Source organism: Terrimonas ginsenosidimutans, from assembly GCF_022012415.1.
GTDB lineage: Bacteria > Bacteroidota > Bacteroidia > Chitinophagales > Chitinophagaceae > Terrimonas_A > Terrimonas_A ginsenosidimutans.
Window position 1 is genome coordinate 20770 of the sequence record NZ_JAKLTR010000016.1, and the last position, 21163, is coordinate 41932.

At 45.2% G+C, this 21163-nt stretch carries 20 protein-coding genes; 7 read left to right on the top strand and 13 right to left on the bottom strand.

The features are described from left to right. Window positions 1-8 precede the first annotated feature (8 nt). Window positions 9-710: a hypothetical protein gene (locus tag LZZ85_RS21540; protein ID WP_237875432.1), complete on the top strand. Its 702-nt coding sequence runs from the start codon at window positions 9-11 to the stop codon at window positions 708-710. On the opposite strand, the gene LZZ85_RS21545 is transcribed toward LZZ85_RS21540, so the two are convergent. From LZZ85_RS21545 to LZZ85_RS21560, 4 genes are all read right to left on the bottom strand, one after another. Then, complete coding sequence (locus LZZ85_RS21545; protein WP_237875433.1) at window positions 700-1344, bottom strand: class I SAM-dependent methyltransferase; 645 nt, start codon at window positions 1342-1344, stop codon at window positions 700-702. The genes LZZ85_RS21540 and LZZ85_RS21545 overlap by 11 nt on opposite strands. A gap of 100 nt (window positions 1345-1444) precedes the next feature. After that, the gene (locus LZZ85_RS21550) at window positions 1445-2251 is read right to left on the bottom strand and encodes a hypothetical protein (protein ID WP_237875434.1); all 807 of its coding nucleotides are present in this window, start codon (window positions 2249-2251) and stop codon (window positions 1445-1447) included. A 168-nt stretch (window positions 2252-2419) separates the two neighbouring features. Continuing rightward, a complete protein-coding gene (locus LZZ85_RS21555) occupies window positions 2420-2608 on the bottom strand; it encodes a hypothetical protein (RefSeq protein ID WP_237875435.1) in 189 nt (62 codons plus the stop codon). A gap of 118 nt (window positions 2609-2726) precedes the next feature. Further along, the gene (locus LZZ85_RS21560; RefSeq protein ID WP_237875436.1) at window positions 2727-3227 is read right to left on the bottom strand and encodes a pyridoxamine 5'-phosphate oxidase family protein; all 501 of its coding nucleotides are present in this window, start codon (window positions 3225-3227) and stop codon (window positions 2727-2729) included. Between the two features lie 161 nt (window positions 3228-3388). Between LZZ85_RS21560 and LZZ85_RS21565 the strand changes: the two genes are divergently transcribed. Beyond that, window positions 3389-3652: a hypothetical protein gene (locus LZZ85_RS21565; RefSeq protein ID WP_237875437.1), complete on the top strand. Its 264-nt coding sequence runs from the start codon at window positions 3389-3391 to the stop codon at window positions 3650-3652. Between the two features lie 93 nt (window positions 3653-3745). Here the strand turns inward: LZZ85_RS21565 and LZZ85_RS21570 are convergent, their stop codons facing one another. Next, window positions 3746-4192: a hypothetical protein gene (locus tag LZZ85_RS21570; protein ID WP_237875438.1), complete on the bottom strand. Its 447-nt coding sequence runs from the start codon at window positions 4190-4192 to the stop codon at window positions 3746-3748. 183 nt (window positions 4193-4375) lie between these two features. Here LZZ85_RS21570 and LZZ85_RS21575 point away from each other — a divergent pair, with 183 nt between their 5' ends. Then, a complete protein-coding gene (locus tag LZZ85_RS21575; RefSeq protein WP_237875439.1) occupies window positions 4376-4810 on the top strand; it encodes a nuclear transport factor 2 family protein in 435 nt (144 codons plus the stop codon). A gap of 3 nt (window positions 4811-4813) precedes the next feature. Here LZZ85_RS21575 and LZZ85_RS21580 read toward each other — a convergent pair whose 3' ends face one another. After that, window positions 4814-5602: a M90 family metallopeptidase gene (locus LZZ85_RS21580; RefSeq protein ID WP_237875440.1), complete on the bottom strand. Its 789-nt coding sequence runs from the start codon at window positions 5600-5602 to the stop codon at window positions 4814-4816. A gap of 101 nt (window positions 5603-5703) precedes the next feature. Here LZZ85_RS21580 and LZZ85_RS21585 point away from each other — a divergent pair, with 101 nt between their 5' ends. Next, window positions 5704-6657 (top strand): glycoside hydrolase family 5 protein, encoded by a 954-nt coding sequence (locus LZZ85_RS21585; RefSeq protein WP_237875441.1) that lies wholly within the window; start codon window positions 5704-5706, stop codon window positions 6655-6657. Between the two features lie 191 nt (window positions 6658-6848). After that, window positions 6849-7958: a glycoside hydrolase family 18 protein gene (locus LZZ85_RS21590; protein WP_237875442.1), complete on the top strand. Its 1110-nt coding sequence runs from the start codon at window positions 6849-6851 to the stop codon at window positions 7956-7958. Here the strand turns inward: LZZ85_RS21590 and LZZ85_RS21595 are convergent. The 4 genes from LZZ85_RS21595 to queA form a co-directional block, all read right to left on the bottom strand. Then, window positions 7952-8515 (bottom strand): UbiX family flavin prenyltransferase, encoded by a 564-nt coding sequence (locus tag LZZ85_RS21595; protein WP_237875443.1) that lies wholly within the window; start codon window positions 8513-8515, stop codon window positions 7952-7954. The genes LZZ85_RS21590 and LZZ85_RS21595 overlap by 7 nt on opposite strands. 348 nt (window positions 8516-8863) lie before the next feature. Then, window positions 8864-10381: an alpha,alpha-trehalase TreF gene (gene treF / locus LZZ85_RS21600; protein ID WP_237875444.1), complete on the bottom strand. Its 1518-nt coding sequence runs from the start codon at window positions 10379-10381 to the stop codon at window positions 8864-8866. A gap of 150 nt (window positions 10382-10531) precedes the next feature. Further along, on the bottom strand, window positions 10532-11833 hold the full coding sequence (locus LZZ85_RS21605) for an aminotransferase class I/II-fold pyridoxal phosphate-dependent enzyme (RefSeq protein WP_237875445.1): 1302 nt from the start codon (window positions 11831-11833) through the stop codon (window positions 10532-10534). A 205-nt stretch (window positions 11834-12038) separates the two neighbouring features. Next, window positions 12039-13088 (bottom strand): tRNA preQ1(34) S-adenosylmethionine ribosyltransferase-isomerase QueA, encoded by a 1050-nt coding sequence (gene queA, locus LZZ85_RS21610; protein WP_237875446.1) that lies wholly within the window; start codon window positions 13086-13088, stop codon window positions 12039-12041. 499 nt (window positions 13089-13587) lie between these two features. Between queA and LZZ85_RS21615 the strand changes: the two genes are divergently transcribed. Next, a complete protein-coding gene (locus LZZ85_RS21615) occupies window positions 13588-17385 on the top strand; it encodes a TraB/GumN family protein (RefSeq protein ID WP_237875447.1) in 3798 nt (1265 codons plus the stop codon). Window positions 17386-17529: 144 nt separating this feature from the next. Here LZZ85_RS21615 and LZZ85_RS21620 read toward each other — a convergent pair whose 3' ends face one another. From LZZ85_RS21620 to LZZ85_RS21630, 3 genes are read right to left on the bottom strand one after another with little or no spacing between them, the layout of a single operon-like run. Beyond that, window positions 17530-19248: an ABC transporter ATP-binding protein gene (locus tag LZZ85_RS21620; protein WP_237875448.1), complete on the bottom strand. Its 1719-nt coding sequence runs from the start codon at window positions 19246-19248 to the stop codon at window positions 17530-17532. Then, window positions 19249-19626 (bottom strand): hypothetical protein, encoded by a 378-nt coding sequence (locus LZZ85_RS21625; RefSeq protein ID WP_237875449.1) that lies wholly within the window; start codon window positions 19624-19626, stop codon window positions 19249-19251. A 29-nt stretch (window positions 19627-19655) separates the two neighbouring features. Then, window positions 19656-20426, bottom strand: coding sequence for an AMP nucleosidase (locus LZZ85_RS21630; protein WP_237875450.1), 771 nt, complete (start codon window positions 20424-20426; stop codon window positions 19656-19658). Between the two features lie 194 nt (window positions 20427-20620). Here LZZ85_RS21630 and LZZ85_RS21635 point away from each other — a divergent pair, with 194 nt between their 5' ends. Continuing rightward, window positions 20621-21058, top strand: coding sequence for a type I restriction enzyme HsdR N-terminal domain-containing protein (locus tag LZZ85_RS21635; protein ID WP_237875451.1), 438 nt, complete (start codon window positions 20621-20623; stop codon window positions 21056-21058). The last annotated feature ends 105 nt before the right edge of the window (window positions 21059-21163 follow it).

The window sequence follows — 21163 nt, forward strand, 5'->3', positions numbered from 1 at the left end:
ATTAGCCCATGCATTTACAATTCAAGCCAGTTCCACTTATCGCATTTTTTATTCTTGTGCTGGTATTGCACGAAGCACATGAATCTGCACATTATTTTGCGGCGTGGCTTTTTTGTGGTTGCCCGGGCGACAGAGATTTCCTGGTATGGCGGGTTTGCCGGACCTGCACGGAGAAAAGCCCTTATCTGCTGGCGAGTTTTGCCGGACCGTTGGTTACGAATCTTTTTATGTGGATCGGGTTCTATCTGATGCGGCCCAGTGCTGCTCTGAAGCAAAAGACCATCGGATTTGCATTGGCTATTGCGGCATTGCCTCTGCCGCGTTGGTTGGCAGCAATAGATAAAGGAGGCGATGAGATATTTACGCTGCGGCAAGTATTTACCACCCATCAATATATCGCCGTGCTGGTGGGAGGGTTTCTTGTTCTGGCATTCACGATCCCGCCGGTTTGGCGCGCAATGAAACTGATCAGGAATAAATACTCCCTGTTAATACTCGCTGCGTTCCTTGCAATTCCCTGGGTTCTTGACAGGCTCCTGATCGAAAAATATTTTAATGGTAAGCTCGCAGCCTCCGGTTTATGGATGGAACCTGTTTACGCAGGAGTGCCAACTATCGTTGTAGGATGGCAGATCATTATTTTAGCAGCATTGATAATGAGCTGCAGATATCTGAAGGATTTATCCGTCAATACAGCATTTAATCGATAGAAATCTGGTCTGATGTTAACACAAGCAGAGTGATTGGAATAAGTTCATTATTGCTATGAACAATGATCTCCTCCTGTAATTTGCAATACACAAGCAGTCGTTCGATAAATGGTTTGGCCATAAGCCGCTGTGGCGTACTTAAAATGATTGTCGCGCCATCGCTGATGAACCGCCGGATCACCGTGAATACAGTTTCGAATACTTCCGGCTCGTAATTGATATCGCTTAACAATACTACTTCCGCCCCGATCGTTTCCGGCAGGTCATTCCAGTTCAGGATAGACGCTTTTGCATTGCTGAGCTGATTAAGAATGATGGAAGATCTCATCAGCTCAACAGGTTCCGGCAGATAATCGCTCATGGTGACAGACCTGCAATAACCAGCAGCGAGAAGTGACGGCAGTCCAAGACCCGCGGCCAGTTCGAGTACGGTCTTATTTTGCAATAATCCTGTATGCTTCTCAAGAAACGTACACAAACCAAGAGCTGCCGGCCAGATCTGTGACCAGTAAGGAAAAGTACGCTGATCTTGTTTGTAAAGGTTTTTCACAGAGACAGGATCCGGCACATAAAGGCGGATAGATCGGCTTTCCGTGATGGCGATGTTTTTTATGGAAGCGGTGGGTGTATGCATAGCAACGCAAAGATCAGTTATCCCGGCAAATTATTGCCTATAGAACGACAAACCCCGGATCTCTCCGGGGCGCGTAAACTAAACTTTATGTAATGATGGGTTACTTATAAGTGTATTTCACTTCTACTTCTGACTGCTCTCCACCTGGCAGGCCTTGCTTTACTTTAGCTTTTTCCGGTCTGCCTTTCCCATTGTAGGTATAGGTGTACTGAAATTTGTCTTCAGGTTGCTGGTCAGCGTCAAAATGGTCTTCCACAGTGGTATTCTCCTTTGAGATATTATACCAGAACAGGGTGAGGAGTTGTCTGTGCTCGTAAAGTGGATTGGTCTTGCCATCGTACTGATAAGTAATATAACCTGATGGCTCGAATTGTTCGTTCTCAATTGACATGGAGGTAGCCACTTTTGTCAGATGTCCCTGGCCGTTATAAGTCATATCATATTTGAGAAATGGCACAAGTTGATCTCCTTCTCCCGCATAGGAAAGAATGCTGCTCTTGAGATTGTCATTTACAAATTGATATTCTGTTTCGGCGAATATGGTTCCAAACTGTTTGATAGTTGATTTGCTCATCACATTATTCTCATACTCTACTTCCACTTGCTGCCACTGGTTTTCCAATGCAACTATTCTTTTTTGTGCATCATATTTTACAGTGAAATCGAGTTCTTCTCCACCAGTGTTCAGGTCAGTTTTTACAAGTATTTTTTTTACTGAGCCATCCGTATTGTATTCGAACTTCATGTACTCATCGCCCTGGCTGAACATTGCGATCTTTGTTCCGTTCGGATTGTCCGGTCCACCCGGGTTATCGTTTTTATCTTTTTTACAGGCTACCAGTGATGCTACCAGTCCAATGCCTAACAGGATACGGGAAACAGTTCTTTTGATAAATGTTGCTTGCATAATGAATCTTTATTTCAGGATTAAGTTTGTAGCACAAAACAAACGAATATTTATGCGACAGCTGAGCCAACTGTGAATGAACTGTATTTTATATTGATGAAATGCGGGAAAGGAGGGTTGATGGTTTGAATGTCAGATGGCCGATGGCCGGATCCCGGATCCGGCATCTTATCTTTTCCTGTCAAGCTGATCCTCCCACAGCAGCTTTCCTGTCGAATCAAAATATTGAATACCCGCAAAATGGCCTTTGCTTTCAAACAGATCTCCGTTCGCTTTACCTAAACCAATTCTTATCGATTCTTTTCCTCTCGCGATAATGATCCCTTTGCTTCCATCCTCCAGACAGATCAAATGCATTGCTTCGCTTACTCCTGAAAATAAAAGATCGTCGTCTGATGAACCCGTCTTTAATGCCGCACAAAAAAAACAGCATCCGGCTACGAATGCTGTTCAATTATAGTCTCGAGCGGAATCTTTATACCGTAATATCGCCTTCCACGCCTCCATCCATCTGTTTTCCTGAAACGGCAGCAACGGCGATCTTTAACATCGATACAAGTTTTCCATTTTTTGTATCCCAGTAATGGCCTTCTTCCGGCGCTACGGAGATCAGGCTGATCTCGGGGTCATCCTTCCCTTTTTCAAACCATGCTTTTGCAATAGGGTTCCAAAGCTCCTCAACTTTCGACTGGTCAATAACGATCCTCGCATGGCCTGTCAGAGAAAGGTAGTGGTGTTTGCTGGTGTCACTGTACATAAGATGGACACTGCTGTTTTCATCGATCTGTTCATTTTTTGAACTGTCTTTCCGGCTCAGGAACCAAAGGGTGCCATCCTCATCCACCTGTTGTGTACTCATTGGCCGGGAAACGATCTGTCCGTTTTCGTATGTACAGAAAAGGCAGATCTTTTCTTCAGCCATTTCTCTGATCTTTTCTATTGCGGCATCGTTCCGCAGGTCTTTATGTTGTCCCATATTATTGTTTTCTTAATATAGATCACAAAACATACCAGTTCGGTCGGTCCAGGATTGCTATGTATCAGCCGGAACAAATGTTTAAGAAAATGATTCCATAAACCTGTGAGGGTTAAGCGGAAACTGGTGGCATAATATTTATTCTATAGAAATAAAAGAATATGGCAACGAAAAGGAAAGCGGTTAAAAAAGCACCGGCAAAAAAATCAGCAAAAAAAGGATCTACCGCAAAAAAGGCGATAAAGAAAGCTTCGCCTAAGAAAGCAGCGAAAAAAGCAAAAAAGAATAAGTTAGGAGTTAAGAATTCATTGGTGAATAATATAAATGCACGAAAGAAGAAAGGTGTATCCCGATCAAAGAAGAAATCAACGGTTGATAAGGAACAGTATACTGACATGCAGGATAACTGGGGTAAGAAAAAGTAACATGTGAGAACATGCTTTTATGCTGTGTTTCCTGATCTTCACCTCTTGAGAAAAAAGTGATCCCGGTAGCCCAGTAATATTCCTGTAAGACGGTCAGCTTTTGAACTGAAGTGTGATCAGGAGTCGCTCTTTTGGGATTTCCGTGGATGTATAGAAGACGTTTACTTTGTGGTCTTTCGTCCCGTTTTTAATTATTTCTGCAGGAGGAAAGGTCATGCCTTTATCTCCTGTAGAGATATTGGCAAACTGCCAGTTCTTTAATTCGGTATTGCCTGTACTCCGGATGATGATATGCCTGTTCTTTCCAACCTGGCCACAATGAGAGTACTTAATGGTCAGCATGTCTGTTGACCGTATATCGTCAAGCTGAAGTGTTTTTACATTTTTCATATCGCTCCCGAACTGTTGAAGTACAAGCTTATTGTTTTTATATACTTCAAATCCTTCACCACCGGGAGCGGGAGTAAATGAATAAGACATAATTGAAATAGCTGCCACGGATATCACCAGCAGCAGGCGTAATTGAACGGAACGTTTCATGATGTTTGTTTTTAAGGATCAATAATAGAATGTCATAACAAAGAAACGATCATGCTGCAGCAGGGAACCACTATACTTGATCAAGTGCGGATCCTGCTTGACAAAGTGCCGGAATCGATGCCGGTGATTAAAATGGAAAAAAGGCCGGATTGATCTATCTTCAGTGGAAGAATGTTTGTATATATGAGAAATGTATTTCCTCTTATTGTCTTTTTTATACTGATCAATACGTTGACTGTATCTGCTCAGCGGGATAGCCTTGATCTGGTTGAACTAAATCAACGGATAGATGATCTGGTAGTTAAACAGGACGTTAAGAGTCTTGAAGATCTGTACGCTGATGATTTTGTATTCAGTCATGGAAGTGGAAAGGTAGAGGGTAAAGAGTCCTGGTTGAAAACGGTGGGACGCGCGGTCTATCCGTCGCGTCAGCACGATTCCGTGAAAGTAGAATTGCATCCCGGTGTTGCTGTGGTAAAAGGCAAGATGGATATCAGGCGGAATGATAAGGATAAAGTTGCGATCTATCATCTTCGTTATATACGTGTCTATGCATTGCGGGGTAAGCAATGGCAAATGATCTCGCACAGTACGACGGAGGAGAAGCATGATAATTGAGCCTTAGGTCCGGGGCTCCTGCCGGAAGATCAATGCCAGCAGTTCATAAAGTTTTGGATGTTTTTCTTTGAGCAGTTCCGGCCGCTCGAAAAAATATTCAGACACCACGGCAAAGAATTCTCCCTGATCGGTTGCACCATATGGGTTGATGTCTGATTTATCAGCCTGGATGCGTTTGATCTCTTTATGCATCAGTTCAAGCCAGGGGAGCACATATTTCCTGTTCAGTATGATCTCCGGTATGCCATCGACACTGCCATCAGTTTTGTCTACGAGGTGAACAAATTCGTGAATGGCCGTGTTGCCTTTGCCGGATTTATTCAGAAAATCCTGGCGCAGCTGATGCTGGGAAAGGATCATTACATTCTGATAGGGACCTGAACCTACCATGCCAAGTGTATCGCGGTCGTGTCCTTCCTGGGCAAATTCCTTGTTGAATGAGTCCGGGTAAAGCAGCACCTCATTCAGCTGCATGTATTCCCATTCCGCAAATCCGAAAATAGGAATGATAGCACTGGCAGCGATCAATACGCGATCGATCTCCCCGACTGTTGTATTTACGCCGGTGATCCTTACACGGGCAAGAAATCCCTGCATCCGTTGTTCGAACGTGCTTCTTTTTTCCAAAGACAATTCTTCATAGAACGGAACATTCTGCAGCAGGATCTGCCGGGATGATTCCGGAAGCGGTATTACGGAGAGTACAGGTACCGTTTTTTTCTTACGAAAGAAAACTGCCGCAGCGATCATGATCAGGGCCAGCACCGAGAGGCAGGCGAGAAAAATATCCATCCTGCAAATGTAGGAAGTGTACTTTTTTATCCATCTATATTAAAAAATTAACCGGCTGTTTTTATTTTGGCTAAATGAACGAGCTTTAACCAAAGATCCATATGAAAAGATTTCTATTGCTGGTTTGCATAGCTCAACTGACTCTCAGCTCTTTTGCACAGACGGTCACCGCACACGGAAGACTGAAAGTGTCGGGTACACAACTGGTGGATGAGAAAGGGGCGCCTCTTATATTGCGGGGAATGAGCTATGGATGGCACTGCCTGTGGCCAAGATTCTACAATGCGGGGTCTGTGAAGTGGCTGAAGAAAGACTGGAAAGTAAATGTGATCAGGGCGGCGCTTGGCGTGGAGTTGGGCGACAGCAGTTATTTAAAACGACCAGATTGGTCAAAGCAAAAGATCAAAGCTGTTGTTGATGCGGCTATCAAAGAAGATCTGTATGTGATCATCGACTGGCACAGTCATAATATAAACCTGGGGGAAGCGAAGGCCTTCTTTGCAGAAATGGCAGAGACTTACGGGCAGAATCCTCATGTGATCTACGAGATCTTTAACGAGCCAGATGAAGAGAGCTGGGAAGAAGTTAAGAAATACTCTACAGAGATCATTAATGTCATACGCGAGAAGGATCCGGATAATATCATCCTGGTCGGCTCTCCTCACTGGGATCAGGATGTTCATATTGTTGCAGATGATCCTTTAAAAGGGTTTTCCAATATCATGTACACCCTGCATTTTTATGCGGCAACGCATAAGCAGGGATTGCGTGATCGTGGCAGCTATGCATTAAAAAAAGGTATTCCACTCTTTATTTCAGAATCTGCGGGCATGACGGCGTCGGGGGATGGAGCGCTTGATCTGGCGGAATGGCAACGATGGATCGACTGGGCGGAGGAGAACGGGATCAGCTGGATCACCTGGTCTGTTTCCGATAAGAATGAAACCTGCTCCGTATTGCTTCCTTCTGCGCCTTCAGGCGGGAAGTGGAAAGACCGTGATCTTAAAGAGTCGGGCAAACGAACGCGCGAGCTACTGAAAAAATACAATAAGTAATATCGGATAAAAGATTGCTCGTTGCTATTGCAATTTGCATGTCGTCTATGGCGTAGCTTTTTGCAAGGTTGATGGAGGGGTTAAGAATAAGTAATTTTACTGTAAGAAAAAGCAGCGCAGGATTTCGGGCAGTGCCATCATTTTCCATTACATTCATAGATCATCAGACACTCCCGTAGAAAATGATCTCTATGCAACGAATATTTTATTGTACGCTATTCGTCCTGGCTTCCCTGTTGATAAATGCGCAAACTTCGGACAGATCAAAAAATAGCCAGTTACAGGTCATTGCCTATTACTCGGGCAATGCTTCTCAGCTTGCTCAATATCCTGTTGAAAAGCTGACGCATATCATATACAGTTTTTGCCACCTGAAGGGCAGCAGGCTGAATGTAGACAACGCCAATGATACGCTAACTATCAGGACACTGATCAAGGCCCGGCAACGAAATCCTTCATTGAAAGTAATGTTGTCTTTGGGTGGATGGGGTGGCTGTGAACAATGCTCACCCGTATTCGCATCGGAGCTGAACCGGAAAGAATTTGCGTCATCCGTGAAGGAGCTTTGTGATTATTTCGGGGCAGATGGAATTGATCTGGACTGGGAGTATCCTGCGATCAAAGGACATCCCGGGCATCCTTACAGCAAAGATGACAGGCAAAATTTTACGTCATTGATCCAGTCATTGCGTGACTCCCTTGGGTCAAAGCGTGAGATCAGCTTTGCCGCTGGCGGACTGGATAATTTCCTGCAGGAATCTGTAGAGTGGTTGAAAGTAACTCCATTGGTGGACCGGATCAACCTGATGAGTTATGACCTGGTGGGAGGGTTTGATACCGTTACCGGGCATCATACACCACTGTATTCGAATAAGAGCCAAATTTCTTCAGCTGATCATGCCATCAGGTACCTGATCAAAACAGGTGTGCCGGCTGATAAGATCGTGATCGGTGCGGCATTCTATGCGCGAACCTGGATCAATGTAGCTTCTACTAACAATGGTTTGTATCAGGCAGGACGGTTTAAAAGTTTTATACCTTATCATTCATTTGAAGAACAATTGTCAAAGAAAAAGGGGTTTGTTTTTTATTACGATAATGCTGCAAAGGCTTCTTATGCATATAATGCAAAAGATAAAGTGTTTGCAACGTTTGATGACGAGCGTTCTATTGGTTTGAAAACGTCGTATGCTATTAAGAATAAATTGAATGGTATTATGTTTTGGGAGCTTACATTAGATAAGCCATCTAAAGGATATGTTGATTTAATAGATTCTATCAAATCAACTTCATCTTACTGATCACCGCCCCAGCGATAGGTAGAAATATCAAAACCTGCGAGATCCAGCACGCGGTCTACCACAGTGGCAGCTACTTCCTCAAGGGTTTTAGGTTTGCTGTAAAAGGATGGCGTAGCCGGACAAATAATACCTCCCGCAAGCGTGAGTGTTTCCATATTCCTGATATGAACGAGGTTATATGGAGTGTCGCGTACAACACAAATGAGTTTTCTTCTTTCCTTCAGGATCACATCTGCCGCACGGGTGATCAGATCATTTGAAATGCCTGATGCGATCCGGCCAAGTACTCCCATAGAGCAGGGCACTATGATCATATTCTCGTATTTCCCCGAGCCTGACGCAAAAGGAGCCATGAAGTCTGTAGTGCTGAAGAACTTCGCGGGCAACTGTTCATAAGAGTTGTCTTCCAACTCTGTTTGCCAAACCTGTTTAGCGTTCTCCGTCATTACGACTGCAAGATTTGAACACTGTTCGGGTATCGCTGCAAGTTTCTGCAACAATTGGCGGGCATAGATTGATCCGCTGGCTCCTGTTATGGCGACGACTGTTTTTTTCATATTATATGTCATGCAAATGTCCGCATTCGAATGTAGATAACAGCATTTTTGCGCAAACGTTTGCATTTTTTCAAAAGTTAATATACGGTCAAAATTCAACGTTTCGACATTGAGATGAATCAATAAAACATGTATTTACTACCGTGAGGTAAAAAAAATGATCAAAAAGTTTTTGTGTTAATTTATTAATAACGATATTGCCCATGAATTTTCATAGGATAAGGTTTAATGGTTAATGGTTTTTGATTAGGGCCCTCCCGGATTTATTCGGGAGGTCTTTTTTTTTGAGGTACGTTACCGGAATTTAACGAAATGTAGGCATATTTTAACCCTAACGCTCCGCTGCCTCTATCGGCTGACAGTCATCCCCACCAATTTTTTCAGCTTTACATATACGCCATTGGTCCACCCGAAACCGTCCTGGTTTTTATATTCTCCGCCACCCGCCAGCAATTCAGTATCCACTACGTTATATTTTTCCATCAGTTTTCCCGTGCGTTTGAACACATTCTCGACATTGACTGTCCAGTTAAGTGCGATCTTATTGCTCAGAGTAGTACGATCATACCTGATGGCAGCTTTATATCCGATCCATTGCAAAGGTGCCCATCCGTTTGGCGCATCCCATTGCTGGCCTGTTTGATTCGGTGTGGTGATGAGGCCGCCATCCTTCAGGAAATCCTGTTCAAGTTTATCCAGCACTTTTGCGGCTTGCTCTTTTGACGCTATTCCGCAGAAAAGAGGATAGGCCATTGCCATCGTAAGTTTGCCTGATGATCTTTGTTCAATGAAATTATAATCGCAATAGGTTTGAAGGTCATCGTTCCAGCAAAAGGATTCGATTGCTTTCTGACGGGTCAACGCTTTCATTTGATACTCGGCGGCGGTTTCAGGCTTTCCATCAAGTATATAAGCTTCCGCCATCATCTTTTCAAGATGCCATAACAGGCAATTCAGATCTACAGGGATGTATTCGCAGGTATTAATCGTGGTGATCTTTTTTCCATCGCGAAACCATCTTCCTGAAAAATCCCAGCCGGATTCACAGGCACCGCGAACATGGCGGTAATGATCGGAAGGGTCTGCTATGGCATGTTCATGTGTTTTAAGATCGGCGGCATAACCTTCAAGCCTTGGCGTATTCATCTCATCCCAATAGCGATTGAGTATGGTTCCGTCAGGCATAAGCACTGTTCGGGCTGCTGCATTATTTTCCGGTGTTAAAAGGTGTGCGTCATGCATCCAGAAATTATATTCAGCGGTGAGCTGTGGCAAATATTTCAATGCAACATGATCACCCCGTTCTTCCTGCAACAGATCGATCATGTGTGAAAAGAAAGGCGGTTGCGAGCGCGTGAGAAAGTAAGTGCGATTGCCGTTTGGGATCAATCCGAATGTATCGATCAGCCAGGCAAAGTTGTCCACCATGTCTTCGATCTTCTGCGTTAGGCCGGCCACCTGTAATCCCAGCATGGTAAAATAGGTATCCCAGTAAAAGATCTCGCGGAATCTTCCTCCGGGAACGATCGATGACTTAGGTAAGGGGATCAGTGTGCCGCCGCCTTCCTGCGGGTGGCGGGAAAGAATTTCCCACAGGCGGCTGATATGTTCATCGATGGGGAAATTCCACTGTTCTTCAGGTTGTGGAATGGGCTGCGGCAAACGGAAATGAGTAACGATGAATGACATCAGCTCTCCGTCTCCTGCGCGTTTGAATGCCTTATATCGCTCCAGTATTTCTGCCACGGGAAATAGTGGCGTGCAATCAGCGAAGGTCTTCTGGTCGGGGAAAATGCGCTGTAATTGCACATCCGTGAAGAGCTCCTGGAGGTCATCGAGATAAAAGAGTTCGGGATGCTTGAGCATTGTTGCGTTTTCAGAAGCGCTGCAACAAATGAGCCACGCCAATGGCAGATTGGCGGCCAGTGGTAATATCGAAGTAGAAAAGTAAAAAGTCAAAAGTTAAACCTCGTGTTTGACTTTTGACTTTCTACTTTTCTACTTACGTATATGTGACTATTTATTCTTAGGTCGCTGCGTAAGGTAGTCAAAACGTTTTCCCGTTACTTCAGCCATATCAGGAATCGCTTCCACTTTATATGCTCCCGCATCCAGTTTTTTCTTTGTTTCAGAGAACGCATTCAGTGTAGCTTCGATATCTGCGTCAGTGTGAACGGCAGTAGGGATCAGGCGATAGATGATATGTCCTTTCGGGATCACAGGATATACGACAATAGAGCAGAAGATGTGGTAGTTTTCCCTGATATCCATTACCATAGCAGTAGCTTCTTCCACACCGCCTTTCATGTATACGGGTGTGACAACAGAGTCTGTTTTACCGATATCGAATCCTCTTTCTTTTAATCCTTTCTGCAGTTTGAGTGCATTTTCCCACAGCTTGTCTTTCAGCTCAGGTTGAGTGCGCAGGAGTTCAAGGCGTTTCAGGTTGCCGATCACCAATGGCATCGGTAAGCTTTTTGCGAAGATCTGGCTGCGGATATTATAGCGGATGAAATCGATGATCTTACGATCGCCGGCAATGAATGCACCGATAGATGCCATTGATTTGGCGAAGGTAGAGAAGTAAAGATCGATCTGGTCCTGTACGCCCTGTTCTTCGCCCGCGCCTGCGCCGGTTTTGCCAAGCGTGCCGAATCCGTGTGCGTCGTCCACCAGGAGGCGGAACTCGTATTTTTCTTTCAGTGCCGCAATTTCTTTCAGTTTGCCCTGGTCCCCGGCCATGCCGAATACGCCTTCTGTGATCACGAGGATCCCGCCGGCTTTTTGCTTCTCGATCAGTGCTGTAGCGCGCTGCAGTTGTTTTTCGAAATCTTCGAGGTCATTATGCTTGAATACATAACGATGTCCCGGATGAAGGCGGAGGCCATCGATAATGCAGGCGTGGCTTTCGGCATCATAGATGATGATATCATGGCGGTTGCACAGCGCATCGATCAGGCTGACCATACCCTGGTATCCGAAGTTAACAAGGATGGCGTCTTCCTTGCTTTCAAATGCAGCAAGTTCCGCTTCGAGTTGTTCGTGATAATCACTGTTTCCGCTCATCATCCTTGCACCCATTGGAAGAGCCAGTCCAAAATCACGACCCGCATCACCATCGGCTTTTCTTACTTCCGGATGGTTCGCCAGACCGAGATAGTTATTCAGGCTCCATACGATCATTTCTTTTCCACGGAATTTCATCCGGCTGCTGATCTCTCCTTCCAGTTTGGGAAATGCGAAGTATCCATGCGCTCTCTCACGATGCTGGCCGATCGGCCCGTAATTCTTTAATAAACGCTCGAAAATATCTGCCATATTAAGAAATTGTTACAGGTTTTTTAACTGCGCAAAGGTAAGGGATTCGGGGGTTTGGTGAGGCAGGTCGTTTGAGGGAGACCGTTGTCCGTTGTCCGTTGCCCGTTGTCCGGCTTTCAGAACGAAAAAACCTTCCCGGAAGGAAGGCTTTTTCAACATTTATTCTATTTATCCGGACAACGGTGAACGGACAACGGTCAACGATCTAGATGACCAGCAACGCATCTCCATAACTGAAGAACCGGTACTTATCCTTGATCGCTTTTTTATATGCTTCCATTGTCAATTCATAGCCGGCAAATGCGCAGGTCATGATGAGCAGGCTGGTTTTTGGGAGATGAAAGTTGGTTACCAGGGAATCTGCGATGTTGAACTCATAAGGAGGGTGGATGAACATATTGGTCCAGCCTTCAGATGGTTTCAGCAATTTTTGCGCGGTAAAGGATGATTCCAGCGCACGCATTGTAGTGGTGCCAACGGAGCAGATGCGGTGACCGTATTCTTTAGCACGGTTTACGATCTTGCAGGCATTTTCGTCGATGTTGTAATATTCAGCATCCATTTTATGTTTGCTGAGGTCTTCCACTTCGATCGGGCGGAAAGTGCCAAGGCCGGTATGAAGGGTAACTTCCGCAAAGCGGACACCCTTGATCTCAAGGCGTTTGATCAGCTCACGGCTGAAATGCAGGCCGGCAGTAGGGGCAGCAACCGCACCTTCATGCTTTGCATAAACGGTTTGATAGCGCTCTTTATCCTCTTCGTCTGGCTTACGCTTGATGTATTTTGGCAGTGGTGTTTCACCCAGTTTCTCCAGCTGTTCCCGGAAACCTTCTTCGGTACCTTCCCAAAGGAAACGGATGGTACGGCCGCGGCTGGTGGTGTTATCGATCACTTCTGCTACCAGGTCTTCCTGTTCGCCGAAATAAAGTTTATTACCGACACGGATCTTACGGGCAGGATCAACGATCACATCCCAGAGACGGTTAGGCTTGTTCAGCTCGCGCAGCAGGAACACCTCGATCTTTGCACCGGTTTTTTCCTTTCTGCCATACATACGGGCAGGAAATACTTTGGTGTTGTTTACGGCAAAAACGTCTTTATCGTCGAAATAATCCAGAATGTCGCGGAAATGCTTGTTCTCAATCTGGCCTGTGTGACGGTGAACGACCATCATACGGGCATCTTCACGTTTTTTTGCAGGATTTTGGGCGATAAGGTTCAAAGGGAGGTCGAATCGGAACTGCGAAAGCTTCATGTGTTTTGAGTCTTTTTTTCTTTAATGTGCTTTGTCTCCTGATCCCACCAACAGGGTGGAAGCAACTCTTATGAGACAAATTTCAGCTTCATGACGCAAACCGGTATCTGAATACCTGAGGAGGGAACGCCAATCCCCGGTCTTACGGCACCGGGCCTGGTCATGCGGATAGCTTAAGGCGGGCAAAGGTACGAATAAAACGGCCGAAACCCTGTTTTTCGTGCCCCGGATTTTTCGCCAGCTTAAATCTATTGATTTCCAGCCGGATATTTTAGTTTTTTGCTAAAATTTTCCCGCCCGGCAAAACAGATTTGGCCGCAGGCCGTTTCAATAAAGTAGTAACTTGGGAAAAAAGTAAAAGTCAAAATTAAAAAGTAAGAAGATACTCCTCCGGTAGAACGGAAAATCATTCACTGCCGGTAGTGTTTTTTACTTTTAAATTTTGACTTTTTACTTAGCGCGGGATTGATTTTAAGCCTCTTAAAGCGAGCTTTCGACTATGAAAAGATTTGTTTTCCTCCTTTTGTTTACGCTGCCTCTTCTTGCCGATGCCCAGTCCAGAACCCGTACCCGCAATTACCCCAGCCTCTTGTGGGAGATCAGCGGAAACGGAATGAAAAAGCCATCTTATCTCTTCGGCACCATGCACGTGAGCAGCAAACTGGCCTTTCATCTCGCAGATTCGTTCTATATCGGGATCCGTAACGCGGATGTTGTAGCCCTGGAAACCAATCCTGAATCATGGCAGGAAGATATGAGCAAGTATGATCTGGATGATGGCTACAGCGCCTACCGGGGTAAGTATGCTGCCGCTCTGGCCCCGTCAGATTACCTGCGGATGCGGACACTTAGCTTCGGCAAATATGATGACAAGATAGAACGTGCATTGCATAGCAATCCTTCCACTATCAATAATCTCCTGTACCGTAGCTATGGAAATGCTTCCAGCGATTTTGAAGAAGACACTTACCTTGACATGTACATTTATCAATGCGGTAAAAAATGGGGAAAGAAAGTCGCCGGTGTTGAACGCTACGGTGAGAGTATGAGACTAATGGCAGAAGCTTACAGAGATGCAGCAAAAGACAAGAATAAACGTGAACGCAGCTATGATCAGGACGATAACTTCTCTTCCGGTAAATTACAGGAAGCTTATCGAAGCGGCAATCTGGACTGGCTTGATTCGATCAACAAGTTCAATAGTTTTTCCCGGGCATTTGATGAAAAATTTCTCTATAAACGTAATGAGATACAGGCTGGCTCGATCGATTCGATCCTGAAGTCCGGCCTGTCATTATTTGTAGGAGTGGGTGCCGCTCACCTGCCTGGCGGAAGAGGCGTAATTGAAATGCTTCGGGAAAAAGGTTACCGTCTTCGCCCGGTGAAAATGGGAGCAAGGGATAGTCAGCATAAAGGGCAGGTTGAAAAGATCAGGGTACCTGTTCAATTCGCCACGCAAACATCCGATGATGGTTTTTTCAAAGTTGATATGCCCGGCAAACTTTATCAGCTGGGAGAAGATCCTGCAATAGATCAACGCCAGTACGCAGATATGGCCAACGGCTCGTATTACATGGTGTCCCGCATTATTACAAATGCGTGGATGTGGGGTCAGTCCGCTGATCGCGTACAACGTGTAGTAGATAGTTTACTCTATGAGAATATCCCGGGAAAGATCATCAGCAAAACTTCCGTGGTGCGCAATGGCTACCCAGGTATTGATATAATCAATAAAACCAGGCGTGGCGATATTCAGCGTTATAACATTTTTGTTACGCCCTCTGAAATCCTGATCTTCAAAATAAGCGGTACGGGTGATTATGTAACACAGGGACTGGAAGCGCAACGTTTCTTTTCCAGTATACAGTTAAAAGAGCGTCATCTGGCCACAGGTGTTGCTGGCTGGAAAAAGTATTCCCCGGCCTACGGCGGATTTTCAATAGACATGCCGCATGAACCCTTCACTGGCAATAACGGTAACCGGATCTTTGACGCAGAAGATAAAAGCACCAATACGCAGTACAGGGTTTTGAGAACAGATATCCATAATTATCGTTTCGTGGAGGAAGATACTTTTGATCTCGGCCTGATGGAAGAAAGCTTTGCCGCATCTGACTTTATCGATAAGCAACTCAGCAGACAGCATACAACCGCGAACGGTTATCCTGCACTGGACCTGAAATATAAAGACAAACAAGGCGCTGTTTATCTTGTCAGATTTTTGATACAGGGCACGCATTACTATACGCTGATTGCACACGGTCAGCGGGAAGTGCCGGCGATGATAAATTTTATCAATTCATTTGTTATAAAACCATTGATCTATCCTTCGCCTGTTCTGCGGACTGATACTTCTCTTTTTTTCCAGGTCAGAACACCCGTATTCCCGGACGATAAAAAAGAAAAGATCGATCTGCCTGCGATCAGTATGTATAATTACCCGGCAGATGATGATGCAGATGAAATTGCCTCGGGTGTGTTCCGCAGTAATACGATCAGTAACGATACGACAGGTGAAAAGATCTTTGTCAGTTTCTTCCGTTCTCCACGGTACACTTACCTGGAAGATAGTACCATTCTGGAAAAAGAGCATCTTTTTGGAGACTCCTCATGGATCGTCAGAAAGAAGATCAGTACGGTGTTGCCTAATAAAATGAAAGCATGGGAGGTTATTCTTAGTGACTCGGGCAGCAGCCGGATGCTGTGGGAGAAAACTTTTTATAAAGACGGGATCGGGTTTTCTATAATGACCCAGGGCGATACACTTACAGCTCCAAGCTCATTTGTGAAATCGTTCTTTGAAACATTCACCCCTGCCGATACCCTGCAGGGTAGCGATATGTTCGTCAAGAAATCAAACCTTTTTTTTGAAGATTTTCTGAGTAAAGACAGTGCCATACACAGAAGAGCCGTAAAAGGGATCTATTTGGTAAAACTGGATTCTTCCGATATAGGTGGATTGAAAAAAGTGATGTCTACGATCGGATGGTCTGAAAAAGATTATCTCGGTGTGAAGAAGCAACTGATCCGCAAACTGGTTGTGATGAAGGACCCGGCCGCGACAAACTATCTTAAAGAGCTTTATCAGGCCGCGGGCGATACGCTGGAGCTGCAGTATGCAATACTGGGTTCAATGGTTGATCAGCAGACTTCTTATTCTTATAAGACATTCCGTGATATCGTAATGGCGGAACCGCCCGTATTGAGCCTTCGTAATGATCTTAATGGAAATCAGTCATTGCGATATGCAGGTGTGAATAGTGAAGTGCGTTTGATCGAGGGGCTTGGGGATTCGCTGAAGCTTGCCAAAGCAATACTGCCGGATATCCTGCCGCTGATCAACCTGGATGATTATAAATATCCGATGATGACATTGCTCAGCCAGATGATCGATAGCGGATGGGTGAAGCCCGATGATTATAAGGCATACTACCAGCGCTTTCTACTGGAGGCAAAGCAGGAGTGGAAAAGACAGGTGATCAGTGAAAAACAGAAGTCGATAGATAAGGCGAAAGAAGCACAGGATGATGAACTGGTGATGTCACCTTACTACAGCGGTACTGACGAAGAGGCGGAATCAGGAAATGATAATCTGAATCTGTACGCCAATCTGCTGATGCCGTACTGGAACAAAGATAAACAAGTGCCTGCATTGGTAAATCAGCTGCTGGCTTCGTCCGATAAGAAGCTGAAGTATTCTATACTGATCTCATTGATCCGTCTGAAAAAACCTTATCCTGATACACTGGTCAATTATTTTGCGGGGCTGGATGAATACCGGTATTCATTGTATCAAGATCTTGAAGAGCTTGAAAAAAGCGCGCTATTCCCGGCTGCGGAAAATAATCAGCTCGCACTTTCGCGGAGTAAACTTCTTTCTGATAATGTAAGGAAACCGGATTCATTATTATTTATTGATAAGATCAAAGCAACCGTAAAAGGTCGTGAAGGCTGGGTATATTTCTTCAAATACAAGATCAAAAAGGATGATGCACGCTGGGGGATTGCATCTGTCGGACTTATTTCACTTGATTCTGCAAAGTATGAATGGGAGGTTGGTCCGGGCGGCGAAAAATTTGATGAGGAGATTGATGAATATGGCAGTGAATATGATTTCACCGCATTTTCTGAAACAAAGCTGAAAGAAGATGAACCCGAATTCCCACAGTTGCAGCAGGAATTAAAAAAGATGCTGTATTCCAAAAGAAAAAGTGCGAAAGAATTTTATGGCCAGTATGACCGGGCGAATTATGGTTCTGACGAACTAAACATTACCATTGACGAAGAACCCGAATAACACAAGCCAATGATGGAAGAAGTATTTAGGAATGGAGCCTGGGTTGAATCTGCCCGGGGGACGCCACACTGATTCATAAGATATACTGGCACAAAAGAGAATCGCCTGCGAGGAGAGGGAGTCAAAAGCAGGTGCGGGAAGTGCTTAAAATCCTTTGGGAATTGCGGTGATCAGCCGTTGCGTATATGCTGACTGAGGATGATTGTAAATGTCTTCAGCTTCTCCGATCTCTTCGATCCGGCCTTTATTCATGACCATGATCCTGTCGCTGATATATCTTACTACAGAAAGGTCGTGTGAGATAAAGACGACTGTAAAGCCAAATTCTTTTTTCAGATCATTGAGCAGGTTGAGCACCTGTGCCTGAACGCTTACATCCAGCGCGGAAACAGATTCATCGCAAACGATGAATGAAGGATTGAGTGCAAGTGCGCGTGCGATCACGATGCGTTGTCTTTGCCCTCCAGAAAATTCATGCGGGTAACGATTATAATGTTCCGGTTTGAGACCTACTTTCTCCAACAGTTCCTTTACCCGCTCTCTGCGTTTATTATCCGCAGCAAGAATGCTGTGAACTTTCAACGGTTCAGCAATGGCGGAGCCGACAGTGAGCCTGGGATTCAGGGACGAGTAAGGGTCCTGGAACACGATCTGAAGGTCTTTGCGCATTGCCCGGAGATCGGGTTTGCTTACAGTAGTGAGATCCCGCCCTTCATAAAAGATCTTCCCCGAGCTAGGTGCTATTAGCCGGAGAATGGTTCTTCCCAGCGTTGTTTTGCCGCAGCCGCTTTCTCCCACCAATCCCAATGTTTCGCCTTTAAATACGTCAAAGCTTACATCATCCACGGCTTTTATATACTCAGTAGTTTTCCCGAGAAACGTTTTTTTTCCCGGGAACCAAACACTCAGATCTTCTGCACGCAATAGCACTTCATTCTTTCTGCCTCCATTCGTGTCCATTTGCGGCGATTCTTGTTCACTCGTGGACGGCGGCCATTCGCGGTCACTCGTGTTTGCATTCAGGAAATCAGTGACAATTGGCAGTCGCTCTCCCTTCCGGTGAAGCACCGGGCGACAGGCGAGCAAGCCTTTTGTATAAGGATGTGCAGGTTGTGTGAAAAGAGTTTTTACGGAGTTCTGTTCAACGATCTCTCCTTTATACAGCACAAGGGTTCTGTCGGCTATTTCGGCCACCACCCCAAGGTCATGCGTAATGAAGATCACACCCATTCCCGTTTGTTGCTGAAGTTCCCTGATCAGTTGCAGAACGGTTTTTTGAACTGTTACGTCAAGGGCCGTAGTAGGTTCATCACAGATCAGCAGTGAAGGTTCACAGCACATGGCCATAGCGATCATCACGCGCTGTTTCTGTCCGCCACTTAATTGATGAGGGTATCGTTTGAAAAGGAGATCAGGGTTTGGCAACTTTACTTTTTCCATCCATTGCAGCGCCAGCTGATGTGCGGTGTTCTTTGAGACCTTCTTATGTGAAAGAACGGCTTCTGTTATTTGTTCGCCGCAGGTAAGAACCGGGTTCAGGGATGTCATTGGCTCCTGGAAGATCATTGCGATCTTGTTGCCCCTGATATTTTGCAACAGTGCAGGAGAAGCTTTCAGAAGATCAATAGTTGTTTGCCCGTCTTCGCTGTATTCGATCGTTCCTGAAGTGTAGATGGCAGGTGGTGATGGGAGCAGTTGAAGGATAGCCAGTGAGGTAACAGATTTTCCTGAACCGGATTCTCCAACGATCGCAACGATCTCACCTTTATTTACTGTAAGGGAAATACCTTTTAGCGCGCGGGAGTTTCCGGCTGCGGATATGAAGTCGATACACAGATCCTGTATACGAAGAAGTGGCTGCATTTATTTCGGCACGACTTTGATGGTCAGTTTGCGTGGCGGAGTCGGGTAATACGCCATGCAAACGGCACAGTCTTTATTTTTTGCGGTATCAATTGTGAAAAAGAACTCGTCTCCTTCATTGATGGTTGAAGGAAAATCGCAGGGGTTTGCCAACCCGAATGCATTCGCAAAGGTTTTTCCTTTTGATTCATCTGTCCAGCTGGAATTGATCAGTGCTGTATCAATATTGCCTTCCACAAGCGTAAGTGTATAATTCATACACAGCGCTTTTGTTTCCAGCTTTGCTTTGTATGTATTGCTTTCGCTTTTTTTGCTGCCGCACTTGTTAGCGGACGCGGATAATACAACAAGACCGGAAGCCAGCAGGAACAGTTTCATAAAAGGACGTTTAAGTTTACAATAAATGGTTAGAATTTCAGGTGTCTTACCGTCAGACCATCATTGAGTAATTGTTTCAACGAATCAATGCCGATCTTCAGGTGTCTCTCCACGAATTGTGCCGTAATTGACTTATCGCTTTCTTCTGTTTTCACTCCTTCCGGGATCATCGGCTGATCACTGACGAGTAAAAGCGCTCCCGTCGGGATCTTATTGAAGAATCCGACCGTAAAAATAGTGGCCGTCTCCATATCGATGGCATATGCCCGTACTTTCTGCAGGTACTCTTTGAATACTTCGTCATGCTCCCAAACGCGGCGGTTGGTGGTGTATACGGTTCCTGTCCAGTAATCCACTGCATAATCCCTGATGGTGGTTGATACAGCTTTTTGCAGGGCAAAGGCTGGCAATGCAGGTACTTCTGCCGGGAAGTAATCGTTCGAGGTACCTTCTCCCCGGATAGCAGCGATAGGCAATATCAGGTCTCCGAGTTTGTTCCTTTTTTTCAATCCTCCGCATTTTCCCAAAAACAATACAGCTTTCGGAGATATGGCGCTTAGCAGATCCATGACGGTTGCTGCCGTCGGACTACCCATTCCGAAATTGATGATCGTTATATTTTCAGCCGTTGCACATTGCATCGGCCGGCCTTCACCGATCACCGGCACATTGTTCCATGATGCAAACATGTACACATAATTACTGAAGTTGGTCAGAAGGATGTATTCTCCAAAATTCTCCAGTTTTTCTCCCGTGTATCTCGGAAGCCAGTTATTGACGATTTCTTCTTTCGACTTCATACTAAGAGTTAAAAAGAGGTAAAAGAGGGTTCGATAAGAGGTTAAAAAGGAAGTTGGTATATCCTTTTAATCTCAACCCTTGTACAGGGCGAATTTAATGATTTACCGGTGAACATCCTTTTTTCCTCTTTCGCCTCTTTTCCGAAAATATTTTCTCCTTTTGCACTCTTCTCCTCTTGACCTAGATTTGAGGGATGCTTGAAGTTGATTATCCAGAGCCGTCTTTCAGGATGAAGAAACAGGGGGAGAATAACTTTCTTTTTGACCCTATCAGGAAGAAGTGGCTTTTATTGACACCGGAAGAGTGGGTGCGTCAGAATTTTGTACAATATCTCGTGCAGGTGAAGAAATATCCCGTTACGCTGATCGCCATGGAGAAAGTGATCATGCTGGGTGAGTTGAGAAAGCGGTTTGATATACTGGTGTATGACCGGGAACATCGCCCGTGGCTGATGGTGGAGTGTAAATCGCCGGAGGTTGAACTAGGTGATCCAGTGTTGCATCAGTTATTACGATATCATATTTCTGTCCCGGTAGGAGTGCTCGTGATCACAAACGGGACGCATAGTTATGCGTGGGTAAAAAAAGAAGGACAGCTGCATGAGCTGGAACAATTACCCGAATGGGCGTAGGATTCTTCGTTTAGCCGCCTGACAGCTTGCCAGATCCTGAAAATTTCTCTGCGGATCCGGGCATCAATCTGCGTTCATCTGCGGGAACCGAACGCCATCTATTTA

Excerpts from the sequence above, each read along its gene's own strand:
- LZZ85_RS21540 (WP_237875432.1), top strand. The coding sequence starts at position 9 with ATGCATTTACAATTCAAGCCAGTTCCACTTATCGCATTTTTTATTCTT.
- LZZ85_RS21545 (WP_237875433.1), bottom strand. The coding sequence starts at position 1,344 with ATGCATACACCCACCGCTTCCATAAAAAACATCGCCATCACGGAAAGC.
- LZZ85_RS21550 (WP_237875434.1), bottom strand. The coding sequence starts at position 2,251 with ATGCAAGCAACATTTATCAAAAGAACTGTTTCCCGTATCCTGTTAGGC.
- LZZ85_RS21555 (WP_237875435.1), bottom strand. The coding sequence starts at position 2,608 with ATGCATTTGATCTGTCTGGAGGATGGAAGCAAAGGGATCATTATCGCG.
- LZZ85_RS21560 (WP_237875436.1), bottom strand. The coding sequence starts at position 3,227 with ATGGGACAACATAAAGACCTGCGGAACGATGCCGCAATAGAAAAGATC.
- LZZ85_RS21565 (WP_237875437.1), top strand. The coding sequence starts at position 3,389 with ATGGCAACGAAAAGGAAAGCGGTTAAAAAAGCACCGGCAAAAAAATCA.
- LZZ85_RS21570 (WP_237875438.1), bottom strand. The coding sequence starts at position 4,192 with ATGAAACGTTCCGTTCAATTACGCCTGCTGCTGGTGATATCCGTGGCA.
- LZZ85_RS21575 (WP_237875439.1), top strand. The coding sequence starts at position 4,376 with ATGAGAAATGTATTTCCTCTTATTGTCTTTTTTATACTGATCAATACG.
- LZZ85_RS21580 (WP_237875440.1), bottom strand. The coding sequence starts at position 5,602 with ATGGATATTTTTCTCGCCTGCCTCTCGGTGCTGGCCCTGATCATGATC.
- LZZ85_RS21585 (WP_237875441.1), top strand. The coding sequence starts at position 5,704 with ATGAAAAGATTTCTATTGCTGGTTTGCATAGCTCAACTGACTCTCAGC.
- LZZ85_RS21590 (WP_237875442.1), top strand. The coding sequence starts at position 6,849 with ATGCAACGAATATTTTATTGTACGCTATTCGTCCTGGCTTCCCTGTTG.
- LZZ85_RS21595 (WP_237875443.1), bottom strand. The coding sequence starts at position 8,515 with ATGAAAAAAACAGTCGTCGCCATAACAGGAGCCAGCGGATCAATCTAT.
- treF (WP_237875444.1), bottom strand. The coding sequence starts at position 10,381 with ATGCTCAAGCATCCCGAACTCTTTTATCTCGATGACCTCCAGGAGCTC.
- LZZ85_RS21605 (WP_237875445.1), bottom strand. The coding sequence starts at position 11,833 with ATGGCAGATATTTTCGAGCGTTTATTAAAGAATTACGGGCCGATCGGC.
- queA (WP_237875446.1), bottom strand. The coding sequence starts at position 13,088 with ATGAAGCTTTCGCAGTTCCGATTCGACCTCCCTTTGAACCTTATCGCC.
- LZZ85_RS21615 (WP_237875447.1), top strand. The coding sequence starts at position 13,588 with ATGAAAAGATTTGTTTTCCTCCTTTTGTTTACGCTGCCTCTTCTTGCC.
- LZZ85_RS21620 (WP_237875448.1), bottom strand. The coding sequence starts at position 19,248 with ATGCAGCCACTTCTTCGTATACAGGATCTGTGTATCGACTTCATATCC.
- LZZ85_RS21625 (WP_237875449.1), bottom strand. The coding sequence starts at position 19,626 with ATGAAACTGTTCCTGCTGGCTTCCGGTCTTGTTGTATTATCCGCGTCC.
- LZZ85_RS21630 (WP_237875450.1), bottom strand. The coding sequence starts at position 20,426 with ATGAAGTCGAAAGAAGAAATCGTCAATAACTGGCTTCCGAGATACACG.
- LZZ85_RS21635 (WP_237875451.1), top strand. The coding sequence starts at position 20,621 with ATGCTTGAAGTTGATTATCCAGAGCCGTCTTTCAGGATGAAGAAACAG.